The sequence below is a fragment of the Nocardia sp. AB354 genome (assembly GCF_049538315.1).
GTDB classification, from domain to species: Bacteria; Actinomycetota; Actinomycetes; order Mycobacteriales; family Mycobacteriaceae; genus Nocardia; species Nocardia nova.
The window spans coordinates 12,032-36,759 of sequence record NZ_JBMVFU010000002.1; the positions used below are offsets into that span (position 1 = coordinate 12,032).

General features: G+C 68.1%; 25 protein-coding genes. 12 read left to right on the forward strand and 13 right to left on the reverse strand.

Going from position 1 to position 24,728, the window contains the following annotated elements; all coding sequences use genetic code 11:
* Positions 1 to 128 precede the first annotated feature (128 nt).
* The gene (gene pcrA / locus ACPCUW_RS02575; protein WP_423423552.1) at positions 129 to 2,678 is read left to right on the forward strand and encodes a DNA helicase PcrA; all 2,550 of its coding nucleotides are present in this window, start codon (positions 129 to 131) and stop codon (positions 2,676 to 2,678) included.
* Positions 2,679 to 2,702: 24 nt separating this feature from the next.
* On the opposite strand, the gene ACPCUW_RS02580 is transcribed toward pcrA, so the two are convergent.
* Positions 2,703 to 3,230, reverse strand: a complete 528-nt coding sequence (locus tag ACPCUW_RS02580; RefSeq protein ID WP_305780613.1) for a GNAT family N-acetyltransferase — start codon at positions 3,228 to 3,230, stop codon at positions 2,703 to 2,705.
* 26 nt (positions 3,231 to 3,256) lie between these two features.
* Positions 3,257 to 4,549 (reverse strand): M23 family metallopeptidase, encoded by a 1,293-nt coding sequence (locus ACPCUW_RS02585; RefSeq protein ID WP_423423553.1) that lies wholly within the window; start codon positions 4,547 to 4,549, stop codon positions 3,257 to 3,259.
* A 633-nt stretch (positions 4,550 to 5,182) separates the two neighbouring features.
* Here ACPCUW_RS02585 and sucC point away from each other — a divergent pair.
* The 6 genes from sucC to purH all read left to right on the forward strand — a co-directional run bounded on the left by sucC (position 5,183) and on the right by purH (position 12,985).
* Positions 5,183 to 6,364 carry an ADP-forming succinate--CoA ligase subunit beta gene (sucC, locus tag ACPCUW_RS02590; protein WP_423423554.1) on the forward strand — a complete coding sequence of 394 codons (1,182 nt, stop codon included), beginning with the start codon at positions 5,183 to 5,185 and terminating at the stop codon, positions 6,362 to 6,364.
* Between the two features lie 12 nt (positions 6,365 to 6,376).
* Positions 6,377 to 7,291 carry a succinate--CoA ligase subunit alpha gene (gene sucD / locus ACPCUW_RS02595; protein WP_423423555.1) on the forward strand — a complete coding sequence of 305 codons (915 nt, stop codon included), beginning with the start codon at positions 6,377 to 6,379 and terminating at the stop codon, positions 7,289 to 7,291.
* A gap of 346 nt (positions 7,292 to 7,637) precedes the next feature.
* Positions 7,638 to 8,789 carry a DUF5336 domain-containing protein gene (locus ACPCUW_RS02600; protein WP_423423556.1) on the forward strand — a complete coding sequence of 384 codons (1,152 nt, stop codon included), beginning with the start codon at positions 7,638 to 7,640 and terminating at the stop codon, positions 8,787 to 8,789.
* A gap of 155 nt (positions 8,790 to 8,944) precedes the next feature.
* On the forward strand, positions 8,945 to 10,693 hold the full coding sequence (locus tag ACPCUW_RS02605) for a DUF6350 family protein (protein ID WP_423423557.1): 1,749 nt from the start codon (positions 8,945 to 8,947) through the stop codon (positions 10,691 to 10,693).
* Positions 10,694 to 10,758: 65 nt separating this feature from the next.
* Positions 10,759 to 11,403: a phosphoribosylglycinamide formyltransferase gene (gene purN / locus ACPCUW_RS02610; protein WP_174554974.1), complete on the forward strand. Its 645-nt coding sequence runs from the start codon at positions 10,759 to 10,761 to the stop codon at positions 11,401 to 11,403.
* Complete coding sequence (purH, locus tag ACPCUW_RS02615; RefSeq protein WP_423423558.1) at positions 11,396 to 12,985, forward strand: bifunctional phosphoribosylaminoimidazolecarboxamide formyltransferase/IMP cyclohydrolase; 1,590 nt, start codon at positions 11,396 to 11,398, stop codon at positions 12,983 to 12,985. The genes purN and purH overlap by 8 nt, the downstream gene beginning before the upstream one ends.
* Positions 12,986 to 13,070: 85 nt before the next feature.
* Here the strand turns inward: purH and ACPCUW_RS02620 are convergent, their stop codons facing one another.
* On the reverse strand, positions 13,071 to 13,532 hold the full coding sequence (locus tag ACPCUW_RS02620) for a hypothetical protein (RefSeq protein WP_051755844.1): 462 nt from the start codon (positions 13,530 to 13,532) through the stop codon (positions 13,071 to 13,073).
* A 187-nt stretch (positions 13,533 to 13,719) separates the two neighbouring features.
* On the opposite strand from ACPCUW_RS02620, the gene ACPCUW_RS02625 reads away from it, so the two are divergent.
* Positions 13,720 to 14,280, forward strand: coding sequence for a LysM peptidoglycan-binding domain-containing protein (locus ACPCUW_RS02625; protein WP_423423559.1), 561 nt, complete (start codon positions 13,720 to 13,722; stop codon positions 14,278 to 14,280).
* 60 nt (positions 14,281 to 14,340) lie between these two features.
* On the opposite strand, the gene rpsR is transcribed toward ACPCUW_RS02625, so the two are convergent.
* The 4 genes from rpsR to rpmB form a co-directional block, all read right to left on the reverse strand.
* The gene (rpsR, locus tag ACPCUW_RS02630) at positions 14,341 to 14,595 is read right to left on the reverse strand and encodes a 30S ribosomal protein S18 (protein ID WP_040722001.1); all 255 of its coding nucleotides are present in this window, start codon (positions 14,593 to 14,595) and stop codon (positions 14,341 to 14,343) included.
* A 97-nt stretch (positions 14,596 to 14,692) separates the two neighbouring features.
* A complete protein-coding gene (gene rpsN / locus ACPCUW_RS02635) occupies positions 14,693 to 14,998 on the reverse strand; it encodes a 30S ribosomal protein S14 (protein ID WP_030515086.1) in 306 nt (101 codons plus the stop codon).
* Positions 14,998 to 15,165 carry a 50S ribosomal protein L33 gene (rpmG, locus tag ACPCUW_RS02640; protein ID WP_423423560.1) on the reverse strand — a complete coding sequence of 56 codons (168 nt, stop codon included), beginning with the start codon at positions 15,163 to 15,165 and terminating at the stop codon, positions 14,998 to 15,000. The genes rpsN and rpmG overlap by 1 nt, the downstream gene beginning before the upstream one ends.
* Positions 15,165 to 15,401, reverse strand: coding sequence for a 50S ribosomal protein L28 (gene rpmB, locus ACPCUW_RS02645; protein ID WP_423423561.1), 237 nt, complete (start codon positions 15,399 to 15,401; stop codon positions 15,165 to 15,167). Before rpmB ends, rpmG begins: the two co-directional genes overlap by 1 nt.
* 94 nt (positions 15,402 to 15,495) lie before the next feature.
* Here rpmB and mrf point away from each other — a divergent pair, with 94 nt between their 5' ends.
* Genes mrf through rpmF form a run of 3 tightly spaced genes read left to right on the forward strand, consistent with a single transcriptional unit; the run spans position 15,496 to position 17,258 of the window.
* Entirely contained in the window at positions 15,496 to 16,800 is a 1,305-nt protein-coding gene (gene mrf / locus ACPCUW_RS02650; protein ID WP_423423562.1) for a ribosome hibernation factor-recruiting GTPase MRF, read from the forward strand.
* Positions 16,801 to 16,804: 4 nt separating this feature from the next.
* The gene (locus tag ACPCUW_RS02655) at positions 16,805 to 17,083 is read left to right on the forward strand and encodes a type B 50S ribosomal protein L31 (protein WP_104407251.1); all 279 of its coding nucleotides are present in this window, start codon (positions 16,805 to 16,807) and stop codon (positions 17,081 to 17,083) included.
* A gap of 1 nt (position 17,084) precedes the next feature.
* Positions 17,085 to 17,258, forward strand: coding sequence for a 50S ribosomal protein L32 (gene rpmF / locus ACPCUW_RS02660; protein WP_104407252.1), 174 nt, complete (start codon positions 17,085 to 17,087; stop codon positions 17,256 to 17,258).
* A 273-nt stretch (positions 17,259 to 17,531) separates the two neighbouring features.
* On the opposite strand, the gene ACPCUW_RS02665 is transcribed toward rpmF, so the two are convergent.
* Positions 17,532 to 17,948, reverse strand: a complete 417-nt coding sequence (locus ACPCUW_RS02665; protein WP_423423563.1) for a hypothetical protein — start codon at positions 17,946 to 17,948, stop codon at positions 17,532 to 17,534.
* Between the two features lie 531 nt (positions 17,949 to 18,479).
* Here ACPCUW_RS02665 and ACPCUW_RS02670 point away from each other — a divergent pair.
* On the forward strand, positions 18,480 to 18,989 hold the full coding sequence (locus ACPCUW_RS02670; protein ID WP_227462778.1) for a hypothetical protein: 510 nt from the start codon (positions 18,480 to 18,482) through the stop codon (positions 18,987 to 18,989).
* A 99-nt stretch (positions 18,990 to 19,088) separates the two neighbouring features.
* On the opposite strand, the gene ACPCUW_RS02675 is transcribed toward ACPCUW_RS02670, so the two are convergent.
* The 5 genes from ACPCUW_RS02675 to ACPCUW_RS02695 all read right to left on the reverse strand — a co-directional run bounded on the left by ACPCUW_RS02675 (position 19,089) and on the right by ACPCUW_RS02695 (position 24,384).
* Entirely contained in the window at positions 19,089 to 19,916 is an 828-nt protein-coding gene (locus tag ACPCUW_RS02675; RefSeq protein WP_064905827.1) for an MHYT domain-containing protein, read from the reverse strand.
* 23 nt (positions 19,917 to 19,939) lie between these two features.
* Positions 19,940 to 20,563 carry a GTP-binding protein gene (locus ACPCUW_RS02680; RefSeq protein ID WP_051755848.1) on the reverse strand — a complete coding sequence of 208 codons (624 nt, stop codon included), beginning with the start codon at positions 20,561 to 20,563 and terminating at the stop codon, positions 19,940 to 19,942.
* 151 nt (positions 20,564 to 20,714) lie between these two features.
* Entirely contained in the window at positions 20,715 to 21,089 is a 375-nt protein-coding gene (locus tag ACPCUW_RS02685) for a DUF742 domain-containing protein (RefSeq protein ID WP_030515096.1), read from the reverse strand.
* An 8-nt stretch (positions 21,090 to 21,097) separates the two neighbouring features.
* Entirely contained in the window at positions 21,098 to 21,508 is a 411-nt protein-coding gene (locus tag ACPCUW_RS02690) for a roadblock/LC7 domain-containing protein (protein ID WP_174554973.1), read from the reverse strand.
* Positions 21,505 to 24,384, reverse strand: coding sequence for an ATP-binding protein (locus ACPCUW_RS02695; RefSeq protein WP_423423564.1), 2,880 nt, complete (start codon positions 24,382 to 24,384; stop codon positions 21,505 to 21,507). Before ACPCUW_RS02695 ends, ACPCUW_RS02690 begins: the two co-directional genes overlap by 4 nt.
* Between the last annotated feature and the right edge of the window lie 344 nt (positions 24,385 to 24,728).

A 24,728-nucleotide genomic window follows, 5' to 3' on the forward strand; every position in this document is an offset into this window, starting at 1 on the left:
AGTCTGCCACGTGGGGCAAGTGAGGCAAAGTTCTCGTCGTTGAGAATGCGTTGAGATCGCGGTCGAGAATGCGCTGAGATCGCGCCGGACTACAGCATGTCGGTGGCCGCCGGTAGCGTGGATGGACGATGGAGACGACGGTGGCGGGAACAGCGGCGGGGACGGCAACGGTGAGTACGGCGGCAACGCGAGGCGCGGTCGGATCCGCGCGGGCCGATGGGCAGGCGGAGCGCCTGCTCGAGGGCTTGAATCCGCAGCAGCGGGCGGCGGTCGTGCACGCGGGTTCGCCACTGCTGATCGTGGCCGGCGCCGGCTCCGGGAAGACCGCGGTCCTCACCCGGCGCATCGCCTATCTGCTGGCCGAACGCGGCGTCACGCCCGGGCAGATCCTCGCCATCACGTTCACCAACAAGGCCGCCGCGGAGATGCGCGAGCGCGTGACCGACCTGGTCGGTCCGCGTGCCGCCGCCATGTGGGTGTCCACCTTCCACTCCTCCTGCGTGCGCATCCTGCGCATGCAGGCGAACCTGCTGCCCGGCGCGTTGAACTCGAACTTCTCCATCTACGACGCCGACGACTCACGCCGCCTGCTGGCGATGATCATTCGCGACCAGAATCTGGATCCGAAGAAGTATTCGCCGCGACTGCTCGCGACCGCGATCTCCAATCTCAAGAACGAGCTCATCGACCCCGAAACGGCCACGGCGGACGCGGAATCCGACGAGACCGAACTGCCCGGCATCGTCGCCCGCGTCTACACCGAATACCAGCGGCGGCTACGCGCGGCCAATGCCTTCGACTTCGACGATCTGATCGGCGAGACGGTCGCTCTTCTGCAGAGCCACCCGCAGGTCGCCGAGTACTACCGCCGTCGCTTCCGGCACGTGCTGGTCGACGAGTACCAGGACACCAACCACGCCCAGTACGTACTGGTGCGTGAGCTGGTCGGCCATCATGTGCGACCGCCGGCCGGCGAACTCGACGACGCCGACGCGGGTGCCGAGGCCGCAGATCCGGAATTCACACCGGCGCGCCGCGACGATGTGGTGCCGCCCAGCGAACTGTGCGTGGTCGGTGACGCCGACCAGTCCATCTACGCGTTCCGCGGGGCGACCATCCGCAATATCGAGGAATTCGAGCGCGATTTTCCGGACGCGGAAACGATTCTGCTGGAACAGAACTACCGGTCCACCCAGCACATTCTCTCGGCGGCCAATGCGCTCATCTCCCGCAACGAGAATCGGCGCGACAAGAAGTTGTGGACCGATTCCGGCGAGGGTGACCTGATCGTCGGCTACGTCGCCGACAACGAACACGACGAGGCGTCCTTCGTCGCGCGCGAGATCGACCGGCTGGTCGAACAGGGCGACTACAACTACGGCGATGTCGCGGTGTTCTATCGCACCAACAACAATTCGCGCGCGCTGGAAGAGATCTTCATCCGCATGGGCCTGCCCTACAAGGTGGTCGGCGGAGTCCGGTTCTACGAGCGCAAGGAGGTCCGCGATGTGGTCGCCTACCTGCGTGTGCTGGAGAACCCCGACGATGCGGTGAGCCTGCGTCGCATCCTCAACACGCCGCGCCGCGGTATCGGTGACCGCGCCGAGGCCTGTGTGGCGGTGCACGCCGAACAGCGCGATATCGGCTTCGCGGCCGCGCTGCGTGACGCCGCCGACGGCAAGGTGGCCCTGCTGAACACCCGCGCGCAGCGTGCGATCGCCGGCTTCCTCGATCTGCTCGACGAGATCCGCGCCGCGGGCGTTACCGGGGACACCGAATTCCCGGATGTGGGCAACGTCGTCGAGGCGGTGCTGGACAAGACCGGCTACCGCGCCGAACTGGAGGCCTCCGACGATCCGCAGGACGGCGCCCGGCTGGACAATCTGAACGAATTGGTCAGCGTGGCAAGGGAATTCAGTTCCGAGGCGCGCAACAATGTGGAGGCCGCCCGCGAGGAGGGTCTACTGCCCGAGGCGGCCGACGGCGAGCCGGACCCCGGTTCTCTGGCGGCGTTCCTGGAACGGGTCTCGCTGGTGGCCGATACCGATCAGATCCCGGACGAGGGCTCCGGCGTGGTCACCCTGATGACCCTGCACACCGCGAAGGGGCTGGAGTTCCCGGTGGTGTTCGTGACGGGCTGGGAGGACGGCCAGTTCCCGCATATGCGCGCGCTGGGCGATCCGGCCGAACTGGCCGAGGAACGCCGCCTGGCCTACGTCGGCATCACCCGCGCCCGGAAACGGCTCTACCTGTCCCGTGCGGTGGTGCGGTCCGGGTGGGGACAGGCGGTGTCGAATCCGGAGTCCCGCTTCCTGCAGGAGATTCCGGGCCATCTGATGGATTGGCAGCGTCTGGAGCCGACTCCGCCTTCAGGCGGCCGTGGTTTCCGCCGCCGCGGCGAGGACGACGGCCTGGAACGCGATTGGACCCGCGGCGACGGCTGGTCCCAGCAGCGCCCCGGCCTGCGCGACCGCGGTCCCGCCCGGCCCGCGGCCAAACACAACAACTCCGGCCTCGTCCTCGCGGTGGGTGACCGCGTCAGCGACGACAAGTACGGCCTCGGCCGAGTGGTCGCCGCCGAAGGCTTCGGCGCCCTCGCCACGGTCACCATCGACTTCGGCACCGCCGGCAAGATCCGCCTCATCCCGCAGTACAGCCGGACCCTGGTCAAGCTCTGAGCGGCGGTTCCGGCGGGCTCGCGCTCAGCGGCGCGCCGGGACCACGGCCTTGACCATGACGAGTTCCACGCGGTCGTCCGAGTCGAGATCGGTGCGCTGGAACCGTTCGGCGTCTTCGCCGGGCCCGGTCTCGAATTCGAATCCGTTACGGCGGTACAGCGCGATGGCGGGCTCGTTGTCGGCGAAGACACCGAGCCGGAGCGTGGTGTAGCCGCATTCGGCAGCCCAGCGCTCGACAGTCGTCAGCAGCAGATCGCCGACGCCCAAACCCCGCGCGGACGGGTCGACCCACATCGAAATCACCCTGGCCGCAGTATCTTCCGGGCCGGGCACCCCGCTGGCTATTCCCACCGGTTCGCCGTGGTGCAACGCCAGCAGATCGCGGGCTCCCGGGATATCCAACCGCGCGCGCCAGCGGTGCTCGCGATCGCCGTCGCCCTGCCATTCCGCCAGCCGGGTCCGGTACGCCCGCGGTGCCCCCGCCAGTGCTGCCAGCCGAACTCGGCGCCAGATGCGCCAGTCCTCAGCGCCGACCACCCTGATTTCGATCATGACGCCGGAATGACCGCCGCCCGAACCTAGTCGCGTTCGGGGCCGAGGGAGATGCCGCGGGAGGCGAGCCAGGGGAGCGGGTCGATCTTGTCCTGGCCGTTGAGCCACACCTCGAAATGGCAGTGCGGGCCGGTGGAGAAGCCGCGGTTGCCGACGGTGGCGATCTGGTCGCCGGCCAGCACGTGTTGGCCTTCCGAGACGGTGGCGGTGTCGACGTGGCCGTAGACCGTGATGGTGCCGTCGGCGTGCCGCAGGCGGACCCACATGCCGAAACCGGAGGCCGGGCCGGCGCTGATCACCTCGCCGTCCTCAACCGCGTAGATCGGGGTACCGATCGGGGCGGCGATGTCGACACCCAGGTGCTGCACACCCCAGCGGCTACCGAAGCCGGAGGTGAAGGTGCCGTTGGCGAATTTGGAGAACAGGGGGCGCAGCTTCGCCGATTCCTGGGCCGCGAGTCCGGCGGCGAATTCCTGACCGTGCTGCAGGATGTCCTGGAACTGACTGAGATCCGCGACCGGCGCGACATTGAGAACCTGCGGCGATTGCGGATTACCCGCCTGGGTGCTGACCGCCTGGGCCGCGATCTCGTGAACCTGACCGGCGGCGTCGTAGTCGGCGGTCGCATTGTGGTGCTGGCTGCCGGACTCCATTCCGGCCTGTCCGGCGGCGACCACCGCGCCGGCGGCGACCGCCACCACGGCGGCCCGGCCCTTGAGCGCGGCCGGTGGGGTCGGCACCCGGTGTGCGCCGCTGAACCGCTTCGGGCCCTCCGCGGTGGCGCCGGCCTCTTCGGCCTCGGCGCCGTCACGCTTCCAGGGGCTGCGCAGCCGGGCCAGGTTGAACGGTTCGTTGCCGACGGGCTCGTCGTAGCCGTCGGCGGCCTCGTAGTCGGCCTCGTCCTCGGGGTAGTGCACGCCCCGGCTGTCGTCGTAACCGGGATCGGCGGCGGCCCATTCATCGGTCCGCGGCCACTGCGGATCGGCGGTCCAGTCACCGTCGGGCCGGGCCTGGGCGCCCCACGGCTGCCACTGCCCGGAATCGTCCGAACCGGTTGCGCCCCAGGTGTTCTCGGTCGAGTGTGCGGTGGTCGCGGTGAGACCGACGACGGCCGCGCCACCGGACGGCATCCAGCTGTCGGCACGCCCCGGCATACTGCGCACGGGCGCGGCCGCGGGCTCCTCGGAACGGGAACCGGTGTAACCGCCGAAGGATTGGTTACCACCGAAGTATGGATGCTGGTCGAGGGATTCACCGTCGGCGCGGTAACGGCGAGCGGACTGCGGCCGATGCCCGGGTTGTAGGCGACCGTGACTCATCGGCGGACTCCGAGACCGGATAACGCGGGGGAGCCGGATGACGCGGGACGCGCTGCGCCGGTACAACGGCTCGCTACCTGCGGAGCACTGTGCTGCAACAAGCCTGCCGTCCTCCTGATCGGTGCGGTGTACGCGGCCTCATCCGGGTGGGTTCGCCGATGTCTTGTACCAGGTGTTCTACCAGCTGGGTCTTCCGACCGAGTGATGAGTATTCCCGCCACGCCTGTGATCTGGCTGTGACATCGACCGCATCGACGGTAACGAAACGATTGCAGGTGGGCAAGCGCTCCGCTCGATAAGGGGGTACTTGTGAGATTGATCACGTCTGGCTCTCGGAATATCTCACATCCCGCTGGGCACGCGAGTGAGAACAGGCAACTACACTATGTAGTAGCCAATGTGGCAATTCGGACCATCGTCCGCCCTACCTGGCGGCGTGTCAGCAAGCTACTCGCCAGTAGCCTTGGCCAGCGGTTTTGCCCGGGCGGATGACCGCTCGTGACCTGCGCCACTTAGGCTGTATGCGGCTGATTTCGGCGACATCGAACTGATTAGAGTCCGACTCGACCCGCTTCCGACGACGGGCCGCCAACAAAGTCGTTGTCACAACAACGCAGACGAGACGGTGAGTACATGGATCTCTTCGAATATCAGGCGAAGGAACTCTTCGTGAAGCACGGAGTGCCTTCGTCGGAGGGCCGCGTCACGGACTCGGCCGAGGACGCCCGTGCCATCGCGACCGAAATCGGCAAGCCTGTGATGATCAAGTCGCAGGTCAAGGTCGGTGGCCGCGGTAAGGCCGGTGGTGTGAAGTACGCCGCCACCCCGGACGACGCCTTCACCCACGCCTCCAACATCCTGGGCCTGGACATCAAGGGCCACGTGACCAAGAAGATCCTGGTCGCCGAGGCCAAGGACATCGCGGAGGAGTACTACATCTCCTTCCTGCTCGATCGCGCCAACCGCACCTACCTGGCCATGTGCTCGGTCGAGGGCGGTATGGAGATCGAAGAGGTCGCCGCCACCAAGCCCGACCGCCTGGCCAAGGTGCCGGTCGACGCCGTCAAGGGTGTGGACCTGGCCTTCGCGCGCTCCATCGCCGAGCAGGGCCACCTGCCCGCCGACGTGCTGGACGCCGCCGCGGTGACCATTCAGAAGCTGTGGGAGGTCTTCGTCGCCGAAGACGCGACCCTGGTCGAGGTGAACCCGCTGGTCCGCACGCCGGAGAACGAGATCCTGGCGCTGGACGGCAAGGTCACCCTGGACGAGAACGCCGACTTCCGCCACCCCGACCACGCCGAGTTCGCCGATCGTGACGCCACCGATCCGCTGGAGCTCAAGGCCAAGGAGAACGACCTCAACTACGTCAAGCTCGACGGTGAGGTCGGCATCATCGGCAACGGCGCCGGCCTGGTCATGTCGACCCTGGACGTCGTCGCCTACGCCGGTGAGAAGCACAACGGCGTGAAGCCGGCCAACTTCCTCGACATCGGTGGTGGTGCCTCGGCCGAGGTGATGGCCAACGGTCTCGACGTGATCCTCAACGACGCGCAGGTCAAGAGCGTGTTCGTGAACGTGTTCGGCGGCATCACCGCGTGTGACGCGGTGGCCAACGGCATCGTCAAGGCCCTGGAGATCCTGGGGTCGGAGGCGAACAAGCCGCTGGTCGTCCGTCTCGACGGCAACAAGGTCGAGGAGGGTCGCAAGATCCTCGTCGATGCCAACCACCCGCTGGTCACCCTCGCCCAGACCATGGACGAAGGCGCAGATAAAGCAGCCGAACTGGCGGCGTCTTCCAACGGCACGGCCAAGTAAGGACAAGAGAACATGTCTATCTTCCTGAACAAGGACTCCAAGGTCATCGTCCAGGGCATCACCGGCGGTGAGGGCACCAAGCACACCGCGCTGATGCTGAAGGCGGGCACCCAGGTCGTCGGCGGCGTCAACGCCCGCAAGGCCGGCACAACCGTGTCACACACCGCCAAGGACGGCTCGTCCGTCGAGCTGCCGGTGTTCGGCACCGTCGCCGAGGCCATCAAGGAGACCGGCGCCGATGTGTCGATCGCCTTCGTGCCGCCGAAGTTCGCCAAGGACGCCATCATCGAGGCCATCGATGCGGAGATCCCGCTGCTGGTGGTCATCACCGAGGGCATCCCGGTGCAGGACACCGCCTACGCGTGGGCCTACAACGTGGAGAAGGGCAACAAGACCCGGATCATCGGCCCCAACTGCCCCGGCATCATCACCCCGGGCGAGTCGCTGGTGGGCATCACCCCGGCCAACATCACCGGCAAGGGTCCGATCGGCCTGGTGTCGAAGTCGGGCACCCTGACCTACCAGATGATGTACGAGCTGCGTGACTTCGGCTTCTCGACCTCCATCGGCATCGGTGGCGACCCGGTCATCGGCACCACCCACATCGACGCCATCGAGGCTTTCGAGAAGGACCCGGAGACCAAGCTCATCGTCATGATCGGCGAGATCGGCGGCGACGCCGAGGAGCGGGCCGCGGCCTACATCAAGGAGAACGTGACCAAGCCGGTCGTCGGCTACGTCGCGGGCTTCACCGCGCCGGAGGGCAAGACCATGGGCCACGCCGGCGCCATCGTGTCCGGTTCCTCGGGTACCGCGGCCGCGAAGAAGGAGGCCCTCGAGGCCGCGGGCGTGAAGGTCGGCAAGACCCCGTCCGAGACCGCCGCCCTGGCGCGCGAGATCCTGGAGAAGGCCTCGATCACCGCCTGATCGCAGGTACTGCGAAGGCCGCCTTGTTGCGACAAGGCGGCCTTCTTTCATCTCGGCAGGTGAACGACGTGCTGCCGGGCAGTGGGCAGGTCGGCAGCGGTTGTCGTGGGCAGGGAACAACCGTCGTTCAGGGTGCCGGGAGCAGGTGGCACAGGCCCAGCGTCCGCACCACCGTGCAGAACATTTCCGAAACGTCCATCCGATACCTCCGATCGTCTTCGGTGACAACACGATCGAGACGGGTATGCGGTTCATAGTGAATTCTCGAGCTTGCCGCCAGTGGCGTCGTGGCCGTGACCGGCGCGCTCGAGTGCAGTAGCGTCAAGGGCATTCAGCCTGAAAGCCGATGAAGGACTCGATAGGAGACGACCACATGTCCTACCCGACCGGGGGATCCGGGTACAACGCGCCCAATCAGACGCCCGGGCCCACACCCTCGTCCGCCCCGAGCTTCGGCCAGCAGCCGACAGGTAGTACCGGCGGCGGCTCGGGGCTTTCGGCGTTGAGCGGCAAGGGTCTGACGTTCTACCTGACCGTCGGAATCGCCGCGCTGGGCGTAATCAACTTCTTCCTGGGCTTCCTCGATTTCTCGACCTTCGACGAGGGCGCGATGAACAGCTCCAAGGAGCCCGACAAGGGCATGAGCCTGTTCCAGGAGGGCGGCACGGCCCCGCTGTTGCTGCTGCTGTTCGCGGGTCTCGTGGCCGGTATCGCCTTGCTGCCCAAGCAGGAAGCCAAGAACGGGGTGGTCGCGGCGGCTTCGGCGGCCGGCTTCCTCGGCGTCCTGTTCCAGGCGTTCGTGACGCCGACGCTGTACAAGACCGCCGGCACCGCCTGGGTCCTGGTCTTCCTGGCGCTCGTGCAGCTCGCCGCCGCCGTGGTCGCGCTGCTGTTCGAGACCGGAATCCTCTCCGCGCCCGAGGCCAAGCCGGCGGCCGCCGCTCCCGGCGCCGGCGGGTCGAGCGCCTACGGCCAGCAGTCCTCCTACGGCCAGAGCCAGCCTGCCCAGCAGCAGTCCTACGGTCAGGCCCAGGCCGGCCAGCAGGCCGCTTACGGCCAGTACGGCCAGCAGTACGGCCAGGCGCAGAGTCAGGCCCAGCAGCAGGCAGGTCAGCAGCAGGCCGGCTACGGGCAGTACGGCCAGCAGTACGCCCAGGGGCAGTACGGCCAGCAGCCCTCGCCGTACGGCCAGCCCGGCCAGCAGCCCTACGGTCAGCCGGGCCAGCAGGGTTACGGCCAGCAGGCTGCCCAGTCGCCCTACGGTCAGCGCCCGCAGACCGGTGGTGACGAGGCCGCGACCCAGCACTTCGGCGCCGCGGGCCAGCAGCCCGGCCAGCCCGGCCAGCAGTACGGTTCGCTGAACTTCGGTCAGCAGGGCCAGCAGGGCCAGGCGGGGCAGACCGGTCAGCCCGGCGCCCAGCCGTTCGGTGGCGAGCAGACCGGCAACCCGGCCGCCGACGCCACCAAGGCCTTCCGTCCCGAGGACGACCAGAAGTAGATCCGCTCCGACGCGACGATCGGCGAGTCAGGCGCTCTTCACGGCGCGCCTGACTCGCCGATCCGTTTCCAGCTGACACCCTGACATGTCGGTGGTCGTGTCGTGCTTCGGCGAGTCAACCGGACGAGTCAACCAGGATCCCGCGAGGTAGTTCTATGAAGTCCGCACTGGTCCGATGGGCCGACCTTCGCGAACAGCGGGCCGGCGCGAGACCGGCGCAGGCTCACTCGCACGGCGATGCGCCGCAGCAGCGGAGCGGTCACGGCCCGGGCGCGGACGGACCCGAGGATCCGGTATTCCTCTCACTGAGTCCCGAGCGGGCCAAGGTGCTGCTCATCATCGCGGCTCGCGCGTCGAGTTTCACCGTGGTCGCCATCGTGGCGATCGTGCTGGTCACGCTGATGGCCGCGGGCAGCGGTATGACCGGCGCGTCCGGCGCGATCGCGGCCGGATGGCTGGCCGTGCATCAGGTCCCGGTCGTGGTCGGCAAGACCTCACTCGGCCTGCTGCCGCTGCTGCCGACCGCGGTGGTGTTGTGGCTGACCATGCGCGACTGCGCGCATGCCGTCTCGCCGCGCTCCTCGCGGGCCGATCTGGGCTGGATCGTCGGCGCCGCGCTCGCGGGCCCGCTGCTGGTCACCGCCGTCTGCCTGGCCGTAGCCGAGGACGCCGCGACGGCCGTGCCCCTGCAGTCGCCCGATACGCTCACCGCCTTCTGCTGTGTCGGGGGTTTACATCTGCTCGCGGCGGCCACCGGGATCGCGACCCGGCCCAATGCGCTACGCGACCGGATCGCCTCTTATCTGCCGGACTGGGTTTTCGCCGGGGCGCGGGCGGCGGCGCGGGCGCTGTGGCGGCTGCTGCTCGGCGGGGCGATCCTCACGCTGGTGTCGTTCGTGCTGCACTGGTCGGTGATCGGCGATACCTATGCGGCCGCAGGGAATTTCGCGGGTGTCGTCGGGTTGACCGTGCTGTCGCTGGCCTATCTGCCGAACGTCGTGATCGCAGCGACCAGCGTTCTGATCGGTGCGGACGTGCACATCGGCGCCGGGGCGCTGAGCGTCTTCTCGGTCGCCGGGGCGCCGGTGCCCGCGCTGCCGGTACTCGCGGCGGTGCCGAGCGGGCCCGCGGCCGCCTGGTGGCCGGTGTTGCTGCTGGTTCCGGCGGCGGTCGGCGTGCGTGGCGGGCTGGACTGCGCGCGCGACTCCGCCGACGAGGTGCGCAGTCCGTGGGCGACGGTGTTCTCGGCGGCGCTCGCGGCGCTCGCCATGGTGCTGCTGGGACTTCCGGCGGGCGGCGCGGTCGGGTCGTTCGGCGAGATCGGTCCCGGCGTGCTGGTCACCGCGGGATTGACCTTCGCCTGGCTGACCGTGGCCGGATATCTCGGATTGCTGTGCGGGAGAAGGATTCTCGGAATTCCGCCCGCTGTGGTCGAGCTGGGGTTCGGCGGGCGTTCCGGCCACCGCGGCCGGTACCTGCCTACTGACTACTCGCGAGACGAGTACGACATTGACGAGAACGACGGGGACGAGTACGACAGGGACGGGTACGACCACGAGCACCGGGATCACGGCTACGACCCGGACTTCGACCGTGACGACGACTACGACGACCGCGCCGAGCCGGGCTACATCGACCAGCTGTACGACGACCCGCGCTATGTCGAATACGAATTCGAGGACGATGTCGACGGTATCGCCGTCGAGGACGACTATCCACGACCGGCTTACCGCCGCACCGGCTCCGTCGAGGTGGTGGCGGTCGACGGCGAACTGCTCGACGACGACCTCGCGCCCGCGCACGCCGATCCGGACGACGAATTCGACGCCGGGAACTCCGACATCGTCGACGCCGAAGTGGTAGAGGGTGACCTGCCGGAGAGTCCCGGCAGGGGCGGTCGTTAGGCTCTAACCCGGCGGACCTCGGGTTCGCCGCCCTCCGGCAGCCCCGACGCACAGGGAGTAGAGCGCTGACCACCCCGCCCGCCCAGCTGGTCCCTCCGACCGCGCCTGCGACCCTTGTCGTACTCGCCTCGGGCACGGGATCGCTGCTGCAATCGCTGATCACGGCCACCGAGCGCCCGGATTACCCGGCGCGCATCGCCGCCGTGGGCGTGGACCGGATCTGCGCGGCGACCGACCATGCGGTGCGGGCCGGCATCCCGGCTTTCCGTGTCGCCCCCGCCGACCATCCCGATCGGTCCGCCTGGGATATCGCGCTCACCGACGCGGTTGCCGCCTACGCCCCCGACCTGGTGGTGTCCGCGGGATTCATGCGCCTGTTCGGTCCGAAATTCCTGGAGCGATTCGAGGGCCGGATCATCAACACTCATCCCGCGCTGCTGCCGGCCTTCCCGGGCGCGCACGGGGTGCGCGATGCGTTGGCATACGGAGTGCGGGTGACGGGTTCGACCGTGCATCTGGTCGACGCGGGCGTCGACACCGGACCGATCCTCGCTCAGGAGCCGGTCGCGGTGCTGCCCGGTGACGACGAGGCGAGTCTGCACGAGCGCATCAAAGTTGTGGAGCGTCGGCTGCTGGCGGAGACCGTCGCCGCCGTCGCCACGCGAGGCATTGTCTGCGACGGACGAAAGGCAGTAATTCCAGATGAGTGAGGCCCCGGTTAGTGCACGCAGGGCGATCCGCAGGGCGTTGGTGAGCGTCTATGACAAAACCGGGCTCATCGAGCTGGCCACCGGACTGAACGAGGCCGGTGTCGAGCTGGTGTCGACCGGTTCGACCGCCGCCCGCATCGCCGATGCCGGAATTCCGGTGACCAAGGTCGAAGACCTCACCGGTTTCCCCGAAACCCTCGACGGCCGGGTGAAGACGCTGCATCCCCGCGTGCACGCCGGCATCCTCGCCGACACCCGCAAGCAGGAACACCTCGATCAGCTGGTGGAGCTGGGCGTCGAGGCATTCCAGCTGGTGGTGGTGAACCTGTATCCGTTCACACAGACCGTCGCCAGTGGCGCCACACCCGACGAATGCGTCGAGCAGATCGATATCGGCGGTCCGTCGATGGTGCGAGCGGCCGCGAAGAACCACCCCTCGGTCGCGGTCGTGGTCGACACCGGTGACTACGACGACGTGCTGGCGGCGGTGCGCGGTGGCGGTTTCACCCTCGCCGAGCGAACCACGCTGGCGGCCAAGGCTTTCCAGCACACCGCGAGTTACGACGTCGCGGTCGCGAGCTGGATGACCAACGTGCCGACCGCCGACGATTCCGCGGACTCCGACGCGGACAGCCGGTTCCCGTCCTGGATGGGCGGTGTGTGGACCCGCGACGCGGTGCTGCGCTACGGCGAGAATCCGCATCAGGCGGCGGCGCTGTATCGCAACGACTCCGGCCCGGCCGGGCTGGCGCAGGCGAAGCAGGTGCACGGCAAGGAGATGTCGTACAACAACTACACCGATGCCGATGCCGCCTGGCGGGCCGCCTGGGACCACGCCGAACCCGCGGTGGCCATCGTGAAGCACGCCAATCCGTGCGGCATTGCGGTCGGTGCCGATATCGCCGAAGCGCACCGCAAGGCGCATGCCTGCGATCCGGTGAGTGCGTTCGGCGGCGTGATCGCGGCCAACCGCGAGGTCACCGTCGAGATGGCCGAACAGGTGGCCGAGATCTTCACCGAGGTCATCGTGGCTCCGGGCTACGCCGACGGCGCGGTGGAGGTGCTGCAGCGCAAGAAGAACGTGCGCATCCTGATCGCCGACGAGCCCCGGCGCGGTGGCGTCGAACTGCGGCCGATCAGTGGCGGCGCGCTGCTGCAGCAGACCGATATCGTCGACGCGGACGGTGACGACCCCGCCAACTGGACGCTCGCCACCGGCGAAGCAGCCGATGCCGAAACTCTCGCCGACCTCGAATTCGCCTGGCGCGCATGCCGAGCCGTGAAATCGAATGCGATTCTGCTGGCCCACGACGGCGCCTCGGTCGGGGTCGGCATGGGGCAGGTCAACCGGGTCGACGCCGTCCATCTGGCGGTGCTGCGCGCCGGTGACCGCGCCAAGGGTTCGGTGGCGGCCTCCGACGCCTACTTCCCGTTCCCCGACGGTCCGCAGCAGCTGATCGCCGCGGGCGTGAAAGCCATTGTGCAGCCGGGTGGTTCGGTGCGCGATCAGCTGACCATCGATGCGTGCCGAGAGGCCGGAGTCACGATGTACCTCACCGGGGCGCGTCACTTCGCGCACTGATCGGTGAACACGAACGTCGCCGCCCGCCGGAGTCTCCGGCGGGCGGCGACGTCGTTCGACGGTGCCGTTCGCTGACCCGGGCGAATCAGTTCGCGCTCAACACTTTCCGGTCGCCCAGCGGCTTCTTCAGCGGAATCTCCAGGGTGCCGAAGACGGCGATCATGGTGCACATGCGCCCGGCCGCCTCGGGCAGGGTGCCGGCCTTCAGGGCGACGGTGACGGTGCTGTCGGTTTCGGTGGTGGTCGCGTCCACGCCGTAACACTCCGGTGAGCCGATCTGGAAATTCACCGCGATCCGGTCCGGGGCCACCCGGCTCCAACTGTCGAACGGCAGCGGGTGCGGATTGGTGATCGTCGAGTTGGCGGTGAACATCCGGCCGGGCTGCGGTGGATTCTGCTCGGTGGGAGTGCTCACCGCGGCTGTCGTCGTATTCGCTTGTGCCCCACCGTTGTCGGAGTTCCCGCAGGCGGTGACCAGGAGGGCCGGTAGTGCGAGGAGCGCGAGTGCCGCCGCTGCGATGCGGCGTCGTCCGGGGATGGAGTCCATGGAGTCACCCTATCGGCGGGGGCGAGGTGGCTGTGAGCCACGTCCCAGTGAACATTCTGCGAACGCCGGCGCGTAACTGCTGCGAAATCCGGGGCGCGCCAAGTAGTGTTCGCAAACGATGAGCGAATGCGGTTCTGCGCCATCGAATCACCGATCGACACGACCTCTTCTCGAAAGGATCCACCGCGTGGGCGACACGTTGCAGGTAGGCGAGGAACTCGGCCTGGGTCAGGCCCTTCAGGGCGGCGCGTACACGCTGGCTCTCCAAAATGACGGCAACTTGGTGCTTTCCGAGCCCGACGGCACCGTGGTGTGGGCGACCATGACCCATGAGCGGGGCGTCGAGCGCGCCGTTCTGCAGGAGGACGGCAACTTTGTGCTGTACTCCGGCAGCGGGCCCGTCTGGGCCACCGACACCAACGGGCAGGCCGCCGATCATCTGGTCCTGCAATCGGACCGCAACCTCGTCCTGTACGGCCGGGACGGCGCCTCGCTGTGGGCGTCGGGTACCAACACCGACAGCCCGATCGTGGTCGAGGAGCCGGTCGCCGCTCCGGCCGCCGAGCAGGTGCCTCCGCCGCCGGCGGCGCCGGAACCCCGCACCTACACCGTGGAGTCCGGTGACACGCTGTGGGCCATCGCGGAACGGTTCTACGGCGACGGCAACCGCTACCTGGAGATCGCCGGGGCGAGCGGCATCGAGAATCCGGATGTCATCAACGAGGGTCAGCTGCTGACCATTCCCTGACCGGGAAACGACCGAGCGCCCCCGATGCCGCGGTATCGGGGGCGCTCGTTTGTCCGTTCGCTACCTGCTGGTGAACGGCAGCAGCGCCATCTCGCGCGCGTTCTTCACCGCGACCGCCACCTGCCGCTGCTGCTGCGGGGTGAGTCCGGTGACGCGGCGGCTACGGATCTTGCCGCGGTCGGAGATGAACGTGCGCAGCAGGTTCACATCCTTGTAGTCGACGGTTTCGACGCCGGCCGCGATCAGCGGGTTCTTCTTGGGCCGCCGGGCCTGTTCGGCGCGGATCCGCTTCGACGGTGCTCGCTTGACTGCCATGTGGGCCATCCTTTCTCGGCGTGAGCTCTGGTCCTACGCTGTCGCGCGGGCGCCCCGACCGCTCCTGCCGGTTCCTTCCGACGAGATCTGCGATGGTCTACCAACTCGATTTGTGTACACCGGGCAGCTCCCCCCGGTGGGCCAGCTCGCGCACACGTACCCGGGATAGTCCGAACTTGCGGAGATGACCGCGGGGGCGGCCATCGGTGGCGTCCCGATTGCGCAATCGTACCGGACTGGCGTCGCGCGGCAGCCGCTGCAGCGCGAGCTGCGCTGCGGCCCGGCGATCGTCGTCGGTGGCCGGATCGCGGATCAGCTCCTTGAGCTCGGCGCGGCGTTCGGCGTAGCGGGCCACGATGTCGCGGCGTTGCTCGTTGCGCGCGATCTTGGATTTCTTCGCCATCACCGCTCCTCGCGGAATTCGACGTGCCGGCGCAGCAGCGGATCGTATTTGCGCAGCACCATGCGGTCGGGGTCGTTGCGGCGGTTCTTGCGGGTGACGTAGGTGTACCCGGTGCCGGCCATCGACCGCAGTTTCACGATGGGACGGATCTCGTTGTTGCGCGCCATCAGACCTTTTCCCCGCGACCCCGGACCCGGGCCACGACCGCTTCGATCCCGTCGCGGTCGATGGTCTTGATGCCCTTGGCCGAGACCCGCAACGTGATGCGGCGGCCCTCGCTGGGCAGGAAGTAGGTCTTGCGCTGGATGTTCGGATCCCAGCGCCGGTTGGTCCGAACGTGGGAGTGCGAGACGGACTTACCGAAGCCCGGCTTGCGGCCGGTGACCTGGCAATGGGCCGACATGGGGCTCCTTTCTGAAAATGATTTTCGACAACGGTCGCCGCAGACTGTACCGTGAGGCTGTAGCAAATGAAAATCGTTATCGAAAGGGGTTCCGGTGCTGTCACATCCCGACCGCCGCACGCCCGTCGTGCTGCTGGCGGGCTTCCAGGGGCCGGTCGCGGACGGCATGGACCACATCGCGCGACTGCTGGGCGCGGCGCCCGGCACGGTCGTCGTGCGACACGATCTGAGTTCGCTGCGCGAAGGCGTCGTGCGTCGCCGGGTGCGCCTCGACGGCCGGGAGACCGCGAGCGTGCACGAACTCGCGCACGGCTGCGTCTCCTGCACCCTGCGCGCCGATCTGCTGCCGCTGCTGTGCCGGTTGGCGGCCCGGGATTCGGTGCGCCGCATCGTGATCGCGCTCGACCCGGCCTTCGAGGCGGAAGCCGTATGCCACGCGATCGACACCGTACCCGTGGTCGGCCTGGTGGGCCGCGTGGACGGCCTTGCCGGTCGCGATGTGCGGATCGAGGCGGTGGTCACCGGCCTCGATGCGCGCAGCTGGCCGACGGACGCGCTGAGTGACGAGACCGTCGACGAACGGGCGGGAGGGCCTGGGGACGACGATCGAACCGTGGCGCAGCTCGCCGTCGGACAGGTCGAATTCGCCGATGCGCTGGTGGTTTTCGCGGCCGATCAGGTGAGCGACGCGGAGCGCGACGTGGTGCGGGCGGTCGTGGATCGGCTGGTGCCCCGGGCTCCGTCGATCTGGGCCGGTGACGGGCGCGACATCGCCGCGGCGCGCATCGAGATGCTACTCGACCGCATTCCCGCCGATTCCCGGCGCGGCCGCGTCTTCGACGCACATGCGCCGCTGTTGCGTGGCCGGCCGCCGCTGGTGGCCGAACACGGTGTGGCGTTGATCGAATTCGCCACCGCTCGCCCATTTCATCCGACCCGCCTGCACGAAGCGCTGGATGTGCTGTTCGAGGGTGTGATCACCGCGCGTGGGCGGGTATGGCTGGCGACTCAGCCCGAGCGTGTGGTGTGGCTGGAATCCGCCGGTGGCGGATTGCGGGTCGGCGATGCGGGACGGTGGCTCGCGGCGATGAGTCCCGCGGAACTGGCGTGTGTCGACCCCGATCGGCGCGCGCTGGCGGCACTGCGCTGGGACGAGGATTTCGGGGACCGCGACATCTCGCTGGTGATCCTCACCTGCGGCGCCGATGCGGACGAGATCCGTACCGCGCTGCACTGGGCCTTGCTCGACGAGGGCGAGATGATCCTGCTGCGCAATGCGCCGGATCTGGTCGCGCACTGGGCCGATCCGTTCGGCGAATTCCACGAGGATCCTTGCGAGACAACACAATCCGACAACTCGGGCGGCCGCGGTGTCGATTCCCGGCCGAATGAAAGGTAGGGCGATGAAATCAGGGATTCACCCGGAGTACCACCCGGTGGTCTTCGAGGATGTGAGCACCGGCACACGCTTCCTCACTCGTTCGACGGCGACGAGCGTCCGCACCGTCGAATGGTCCGACGGCAACAGCTATCCGCTGATCACCGTCGATGTCACCGCGGATTCCCACCCGTTCTGGACCGGCGCGCACCGCGTCCTCGACACCCAGGGCCGGGTGGAGAAATTCGAACGCAAATACGGCAGGCGCACACCGCGTCCCGGCTCGGTGCGCGGGGAGAACTGATATGGCGGTCCCGAAGCGACGCCTGTCGCGCGCCAATACCCACAGCCGGCGTTCGAATTGGAAGGCGACTGCTCCCGACCTGGTGCCGGTGAGTGTCGGGGGTGTCGTCCACAAGGTCCCGCGCCGGTTGGTCGCGGCCGTCCGGCGTGGGCTGGTCGACCCGAACCGGCTGTAGGACACACGTTCCGATCAATCGATGGTTTGTGTCGTTTGCCTGAATCGAGCGATCACTTGGTTATCGAACAAACCGGAGTCAGCTGGGATATCGCCGCCACTGGGCTTGCGATGTGGTAGCTGGAGCGTGAATCGGCAACTGCTGGTTGGTTTTTGGCGTCGGAAAAAGTCCGGTGGAAACGCTGCCTTCCGAGGCCGATGCCGGTACCCTCGTGGCTGAGGGCGGGTTCTCCTGGTGACAGGAGAACCCGCTCATCGCCACTTTCGGGGCCTTTCACCCTCGTCGCGCGGAGGAGGGCGGCGCTTCCAGGGCTCGTTGCCCGGGCTGTGGCGCCTCGTCCGGCTTCGGCCGCAGCGCGTCGAGCAGTGACTCCCAGCGCGCGATCTGCTCGCCGATCACCGCCGCCGGATTCTCCAGCAGGGCGGCCACCAGCGACAGCGGCCACGGCAATTCGGCCGGCGGCGGCGTCTGTCCGGTCAGCTCCAGCACCGTCGTCTCCAGGTCGGCGATCTCGGTGCGCAGCTCGCCGATCTGCCGTAGCGCGGCACCCAGCGCCTCGACGACCGTCCGCTCCGAAATGGCGCCGCCGTCCGAGCCATCGTCGTCGCCCAGCTGGGGCCAGCCCGCCAAACCGGGGCCACGCAGCTGAACCTGTACATCGCGCAACATCGCTTCCTGCTCCGGAGTCACATCCGGTACCTCTCTCATCGCTTCCGCGGCGGGCCGAATTGCCTGCTCCACACTGTAATTCGCGGAACCCCTCCCGTGCATCGAGACCGGGGCGCCCACGCCGTGGGGCGACGGTTCCGGCGTGGCCGTGAGGGGTGCGGACGCCGCCGCGATTCGGAAGTGGAAGAGGCCGGTTCGCGGGCGGCTGCACATTTGCCAACTGGTGCTCATCGGCCCGAAAATGTCCGAATTTTCAGCTTCTTAACATTCCTGGCATCTTCTTGGCGGCTTATTAACGGCCTTTGTTACGTGTTCGTAATGGGGTCACGACAGCCTGTCTAAGGGTTTCGATTTCGAGCTCAGGCGCCAGGGTATCGGCGCCGCAAACTGCTGAAGAAAGTGTATGAGGGAATGAAGCTCAGGAAGTTCGCCGCAACATCGGCTCTGGTCATCGCTGCTCTTGGGATCTCCACAGGCACCGCATTCGCAGCTCCCGCTCCGGCCGCCAACCCCGATATTCATTACACGGCAAACGTTGTCGACAAATCCGTCGTGGTGAAGACCGACGCCGGATCGCTGACGACCGAAGGCAACGAGTTCCAGGTTCGCGACAACCAGGGCAAGGTAGTAGCCGGATTTCCGCTGAGCTATCAGCACGACGGTCTGGAGTACCCGATCGCCGCGCAGATCGACGGCAATCAGGCCACGCTGGTCCCGAGCACCGACCGCGCTGCCGCCCACCCGGCGCAGATGCTGCACGACGTGGCCAGCCGTTCGGATCTCGACGCGGCCAACCAGAGCGCGATCAACGAGCTCGGTATCGCCACCAGCATCGGCACCCTCGTCGGCACCGCGATCGGCCTGGCCGGCGGCTGCGTGCTCGGCGCTGTCCTCGGCACCCCGTTCCTGGTCGTTCCGGGCTGGATCGGCGGCTGCCTGACCGGTGCCGCTCTGGGCGCCCCGCTGGGTGCCGCGGCCGGTCTGGTCGGCGTCGGCGGCATCTCCGGCGTGCTGGTCGCGATCGAGTACTTCAACCGGATCAACGCGCCCGCCGAATCGTAATCTCGGACAGCGCAACGCAATCGGGGCGGGCCCTACGGCCCGCCCCGATTCTCGTCTGTGTGCGGCTCGGCCCCGTCCGGCCGGCCGGCGTGGAGGGGTTCAGCCCACCGGTTGCGGCGTCCGTCCCGCGGGCCGCGCCTTGGCGGCCGGCGACGCGGTCTGCCCGGCAGTGGAATTCGCCGCCTGAGCCAGCTGCCGCGAGCGGGTGGTGCCGGTGCGGTCGGGTGCGACCAGGACCGCGGTGATCGGTACCGCGAGCGACAGCGTGCCCACCACGAAGACCGGGACGAAGAGGGTGAACAGATCGTCGCCGCCGGGCTGGCCGACCGCGGTGTCGAGATGGACGTGTACCCCGGCCTGACCGAGGTAGTGCACAGCGGTGACCGCCACCGCGTACAGCACGGCCGCACCGGCCAGGGGCAGCATCGCGGCGAAACGCGTGGTGGCCCAGAGCAAACCGATCGAGGCCACGATGGCCAGCGCTCCCGCCGCCAGCGACATCCAGATGTTCACGTCGACCGATCCCTGCACTCGGATGGCGCCCATGGCGAGCAGATGCATGATCCCGATGCCGAGGCCCATCACCACGCCGCCGGTGATCACCCGCACGATCGTGCTCACCTTGCCCGTGATCACCAGTCCCGCCAGGACCCCCGCCACCGCGACGACCGTCGCTACGACCATCCGGGCGATGTCGTAACGGATCTCACCGGTCGACACCCCGATGCCGAGCATGGTGACGTAGACCGCGAGCCAGGTGCCGACGCCGCCGATGGACACTGCCGCCGCGGTGAGCCACACCATCCGGAACCGCGCGGTGACCGAGAGCGTCGACTGGCGAACACACGCCAGTCCTACGACCGCGCCGGCCGCGGAAACCCCGAGTGCCAGGCCCAGCACCCAGTACCCCATGGTGAAGTAGTTCATCGCTTCCCCTCCGCTCGCACCGCTCAGCTCTGTCCCACCGTCGCGTGGGTGGCGGTCAACCGCTGAATCGCGTATTCGGTGACCGCGGCGAGCGCCCGCCGCACCTCCCCGGCGTCACGGGCGTCGATGTCGACCACCGGCACACCCTCGCGGATCGACAGCGCCTCACGCAGTTCGGCGACCGGGAAACGCGGTGCGCTCGGAAATCTGTTGACGGCCACCAGGAACGGGAGCCCGCGCGCCTCGAAGAAGTCGACCGCGGCGAAGCTGTCCTCGATCCGGCGCGTGTCGACCAGCACGACGGCGCCGATCGCACCGCGGATCAGGTCGTCCCACATGAACCAGAATCGGCGCTGTCCGGGCGTGCCGAACAGGTACAGCGTCAGATTGCCGGGCAGGATGATGCGGCCGAAATCCATGGCCACCGTGGTGGTTTCCTTGCCCGGGGTGGCGGACAGGTCGTCGATACCGTCGGATACGCCGGTCACCATGGCCTCGGTGCGCAGCGGCACGATCTCCGAGACCGCACCGACGAAGGTGGTCTTCCCGGCGCCGAACCCGCCCGCGACCACGATCTTGGTCGAGGCGGTGCGGCTGTCGAGCTCCGGGTGGGGCGGCGTCGGAGCCGTCGAGTTCTGAAAGTGCATGGGGGGATTCTGGTATGGAAGCGGCGGTTGTGGGTGTGAGCCGGGGGAATTGGCTCCGGGCTGAGCGATCTGCGAAGAATTCGTCTGCGGTAGCGGCGGATAACGCTCGGCAGTCGAGGGCGCCGCGGCGTTCTGGGGCGGTGCCGCGGTGTCAAAGGGCACGGAGTCCACGCAGGGTCCTCTCCATCAGGGATCGCCGCTCGTCGAAACTGGCGTCCTCGCTGAGCGTGGTGTGCACCCGGAGGGTTCCGGCCACCACGAGGTCGCCGATCACCACCCGGATCATGCCCAGGGGACGTTGCAGATGGGCGGCGATTTCGGCGACCGAGAGCCGACCCGCGCCCAGACGCAGAATATCTGTTCGAATATCGCCTGCGGGCCAATCGAATTGATTGGCGTAGGGCAGTGTTTCCACGACGGCCTCGAGGGGCAGTTCGACCGCGGGCTCGGTACGCCCAGCGGTCAGCGCATAAGGACGGACGCGTGTGGTTGGCCGGCCGGACCCGGCTCCGAACGAGCTGGACATCGCAATCGTCAGACCGCCGAACGGGCCGTGGCTTGCACGACCGATCCGACTCGATCGACGAGCAGGGCCATCTCGTAACCGATGCGGCCGATGTCGTGCTGCTTGTTGGCCAGCACCGCCAGGTGCGAGCCGTTGCCGACGCTCATCACCAGCAGGTAGCCGCGCTGCATGTCGACGATCGACTGCATCACCTTGCCGCCGTTGAACAATTGCGCCGCCCCCGCCGACAGACTCGCCAGACCGGCGGTCACCGCGGAGAGCTGTTCGGCGCGATCGGACGGGAGATGCGGGCTGGTCGCCTGGAGCAGGCCGTCGGCCGACACGAGCACCGCGTGCGAGACTCCAGGCACCTCTCTGGTGAAGCGGGTGACGAGCCAGTTCATATTCTCGTCTGTGGTGTTCTGCGCAGTGTCGGTCATGCAAAGCCTCCGTCGTTCTGCTGAGCGTTGTTCCGCCCGGCCGGGTCGTAGCCGGCCGTATCGGCCGGGTCGTACTGGGCCGTGTTGTCTCGGACGCTGACGCGGCCGCTGCGGACGCCGCTCAAATGCCTGGACAAGTTGTTGCGGATTTCCTCCGGATCCCGAGCCTCGACGACATCCTCCTGCGTCAGTCCGCCGGGCACCAGCTGCGCACCGGGCCGGCGGATGGGCAGGCCACCCGAGGTACGGGTGGTCGCGGTCGGGCTGCTGGCGTCCGCTGCCGCCGCCCAGCCCTCGTCGGCGGGAGACGACCAGGCGCCGGTCGGCGCGTTCGAGGACGGTTCGACCAGCCATTCCGACACCATGCGCTGATAGATCGGCGTGGGGGATTCCGGTTTGGCCGGCGCCTGAGCATCCTGCTGGTGGGCATCGTGCTGGTAGGCGTCGGGCCGGGGTGGCGCGAGGGTCGCGCCGTGGCGGGACAGCGGCACCGGTTCGCGGTCCGGAGCGCGCTGCGCCGGGGCCATGATCGCCGTTTCGGCCCAGATATCGATGGGCTGCGGCTGCGGCTGCGGCCGCGGATCGGCCGGGGCGGGACGCCGGGGCGGCGCGATCTGTTCCAGGTCGCGGTCGGTCACCGGGTTCCACGGATCGGAGGCCGGAGCGAAACTTTCGCCGCGGCCCGCGGTTTCGGGCTCCTCGGCCTCAGCGCGCTCGTCGCGGGGAGGCTCCTCGGCGCGGTCGTCGTGGAAAACGTCCTCACGTCCGGTCTCGGCACCGCGTAGTACGCCGTCGTCGACGGGTTCCGCCGCTCGGTTGTCGGTCTCCGCGACATCGGGCAGCGGGGTGAGCCGGGTGACCGGGGCCGCGGTTTCGGAGTCCGACTGACCGGCCGGGCGTCGCTGCGGCAGTCCGGCGCTGGTGAATCGGGCCGGCTCCGAACTGTCCCCGAACCGCTCCGGCGGATTCGGCACCGCGGTGAGAGTGCGGCCCGGAGCGGGGAACTCGGTGACCGGGGAGGGGAAGTCCGCGATCGGCGTGGTGAAGGTCGAGATGGCCGGCGGGACCACGGCCTCCGCGGGCGAGACCAGCGCACCCGGTAGATGCACGCTGGCCGTGATGCCCGGCTGCTGTGCCATCGTGGAGGTGCGGCGCAGGCCGACCGTGATGGTGTGCCGTGCCGCCAGCCGTCCGACCACGAAAAGACCCATGCGGCGCGCGGTTTCGATGGTGACCTCACCACCGGAGGCCAGGCGCTCGTTGATCGCGCGCATATCCTCGGCGGACATGCCGAGGCCGCGGTCGGTGATCTCGATCAGATATCCGCCGTCCACCGCGCGCGACACCGAGACCGCCACCGGCGTGTTCGGCGGCGAGTAGCGCAGCGAGTTGTCGATCAGCTCGGCCAGCAGATGCTCGATGTCGACGGCGGGCTCACCGGCGACGATACCGTCGGGCACCGAACCGATTTCGACGCGCTGATAGTCCTCGACCTGGGAGACCGCACTCCACAGCATGTCCGACAGCGGTACCGGCGGCAGATGGCCGCGGCGCAACGCGGTACCGGCGAGCACCAGCAGGTTGTCGCCGTTTCGGCGCATGCGGGTGGCGAGGTGGTCGAGGCGGAACAGGCTCTGCAGCCGATCGGAGTCGTCCTCGTCGCGTTCCAGATCCTCGATCAGCGACAGCTGCTGTTCGACCAGCGATTGGCTACGCCGCGAGAGCGTTTCGAACATGTTGCTGATCTGCAGGCGCAGGCGGGCCTGTTCGGCGGCGAGGAACAGCGCCTGGCGGTGCATGTCGTCGACCGCTCGGGCCAGCTGACCGATCTCCTCGGTGGTCTGCACGTCGACCGGGACGATCTCCGGAGTCGCGCCGCCGCCGCGCACGACCGCGAGCTCGGCGGGCAGGTCGGTATGCGCGACCTGCAGCGAATCGCGGCGCAGGCGGCGAATCGGGACGACCAGCGAGCGGGCGACCGCCAGCGCCAGGGCCAGACCGGCCAGCAGGGTCACGACCACCAGCGCCACATCGCGCAGGACCGTGCCGCGCGCGTCGACCGAGCGGTCCGACAGTCCGGAGTCGATCAGGTCGACCAGATGGTTGGTGGCCTCATTGTAGGTGTCGGTACTGGTCTGCATCGACTGCACGACACCGGGCACGTTGATCGGCTCGACCGCGTTCTGACTCATCGCCGCGATACGCGTCTGCAGCGCGCCCAGCAGCACATCCGGCTTCAGCGCCGATTCCGGCTGCACGACCGCGTACTGGTTGATCATGGTGAGTTCGGCGCCGGTGGCGGTCAGGACCTGGGCCAGTACGGCCGGGTTGTTGCCGATCTCACCGCTCTCGAGGGCCAGCTGCTGCTGCGTGAACATCTGGCGGGCGATGGCGATGACACCCATCTGCACGTAATAGCGCTCGAGGGTCGTCTCCTTCGGCGTCGCCAGGGACGAGACGGCGTTGCTGACGTGGCCGTTCACCTCGCTCGCCTGTTTGACGACCTCCTGCGGCGCGCCGCCGTGCAGGCTGTTGCGCAACGTGCGCCCGGCCGCCAGCGCCTCGGTGAGTTCGGTGGCGACCCGCTTGTCGGTCGCCGAATTCTGCAGCGCCGTCTGCAGATCCGCCGCGGCCTGGTCGAACCGGGCCGCGGCCTGGTCCAGCGCCGACTGCGGAACGTGTTCGCCGTTGCCGAGGGTCACGGCGAGATTGTTGGCCGCCGAACCGAAGTCGAGGGTCGGCCGAATGATCCGCGCCTGCTCACTGGCCGTGTTCAGCTGTGAGATGGTGCCGAGTTCGTCCTTGATTCGAAGAACGGCGAATGCCGATGCCAGCACGACCGGCAGCAGTAGCACGATGCCGACCTTGCTAGTCACGGACAGATTGGACAGACTCCTCTGCCATGGCCGCGGTGCAGTGCCCATCCCGCTTCCGTCGCCTCCGCTCGCGCACGTGCCCCGGGTTCCGGCCGCCGCCCGCGTCTGGCCGTTCGGGTCCAACGGGTTGAGAACCAACTAGAGGTTTACTTTTACCGCAGGCAACATACCGCGAGAACACGTTCGCGGCAATTTGGAGGGGTCCGGCGACAACGGTCTAAAACGGCTCGGCGCAACAACTTTCGTGTGCAACAGATACTTCTCGGAACTATTTTCGATGATTCCGCAGGTCACCTGTTGTGGATGCGCGGCGTGTCGAATGGTCGGTTCTCAGTCGGCTCTCA

What these genes read in the sequence shown, in the direction of transcription:
- pcrA (WP_423423552.1), top strand. Translation starts at nt 129, where the DNA reads ATGGAGACGACGGTGGCGGGAACAGCGGCGGGGACGGCAACGGTGAGT.
- ACPCUW_RS02580 (WP_305780613.1), bottom strand. Translation starts at nt 3,230, where the DNA reads ATGATCGAAATCAGGGTGGTCGGCGCTGAGGACTGGCGCATCTGGCGC.
- ACPCUW_RS02585 (WP_423423553.1), bottom strand. Translation starts at nt 4,549, where the DNA reads ATGAGTCACGGTCGCCTACAACCCGGGCATCGGCCGCAGTCCGCTCGC.
- sucC (WP_423423554.1), top strand. Translation starts at nt 5,183, where the DNA reads ATGGATCTCTTCGAATATCAGGCGAAGGAACTCTTCGTGAAGCACGGA.
- sucD (WP_423423555.1), top strand. Translation starts at nt 6,377, where the DNA reads ATGTCTATCTTCCTGAACAAGGACTCCAAGGTCATCGTCCAGGGCATC.
- ACPCUW_RS02600 (WP_423423556.1), top strand. Translation starts at nt 7,638, where the DNA reads ATGAAGGACTCGATAGGAGACGACCACATGTCCTACCCGACCGGGGGA.
- ACPCUW_RS02605 (WP_423423557.1), top strand. Translation starts at nt 8,945, where the DNA reads ATGAAGTCCGCACTGGTCCGATGGGCCGACCTTCGCGAACAGCGGGCC.
- purH (WP_423423558.1), top strand. Translation starts at nt 11,396, where the DNA reads ATGAGTGAGGCCCCGGTTAGTGCACGCAGGGCGATCCGCAGGGCGTTG.
- ACPCUW_RS02620 (WP_051755844.1), bottom strand. Translation starts at nt 13,532, where the DNA reads ATGGACTCCATCCCCGGACGACGCCGCATCGCAGCGGCGGCACTCGCG.
- rpsR (WP_040722001.1), bottom strand. Translation starts at nt 14,595, where the DNA reads ATGGCAGTCAAGCGAGCACCGTCGAAGCGGATCCGCGCCGAACAGGCC.
- rpsN (WP_030515086.1), bottom strand. Translation starts at nt 14,998, where the DNA reads ATGGCGAAGAAATCCAAGATCGCGCGCAACGAGCAACGCCGCGACATC.
- rpmG (WP_423423560.1), bottom strand. Translation starts at nt 15,165, where the DNA reads ATGGCGCGCAACAACGAGATCCGTCCCATCGTGAAACTGCGGTCGATG.
- rpmB (WP_423423561.1), bottom strand. Translation starts at nt 15,401, where the DNA reads ATGTCGGCCCATTGCCAGGTCACCGGCCGCAAGCCGGGCTTCGGTAAG.
- ACPCUW_RS02655 (WP_104407251.1), top strand. Translation starts at nt 16,805, where the DNA reads ATGAAATCAGGGATTCACCCGGAGTACCACCCGGTGGTCTTCGAGGAT.
- rpmF (WP_104407252.1), top strand. Translation starts at nt 17,085, where the DNA reads ATGGCGGTCCCGAAGCGACGCCTGTCGCGCGCCAATACCCACAGCCGG.
- ACPCUW_RS02675 (WP_064905827.1), bottom strand. Translation starts at nt 19,916, where the DNA reads ATGAACTACTTCACCATGGGGTACTGGGTGCTGGGCCTGGCACTCGGG.
- ACPCUW_RS02680 (WP_051755848.1), bottom strand. Translation starts at nt 20,563, where the DNA reads ATGCACTTTCAGAACTCGACGGCTCCGACGCCGCCCCACCCGGAGCTC.
- ACPCUW_RS02685 (WP_030515096.1), bottom strand. Translation starts at nt 21,089, where the DNA reads ATGTCCAGCTCGTTCGGAGCCGGGTCCGGCCGGCCAACCACACGCGTC.
- ACPCUW_RS02690 (WP_174554973.1), bottom strand. Translation starts at nt 21,508, where the DNA reads ATGACCGACACTGCGCAGAACACCACAGACGAGAATATGAACTGGCTC.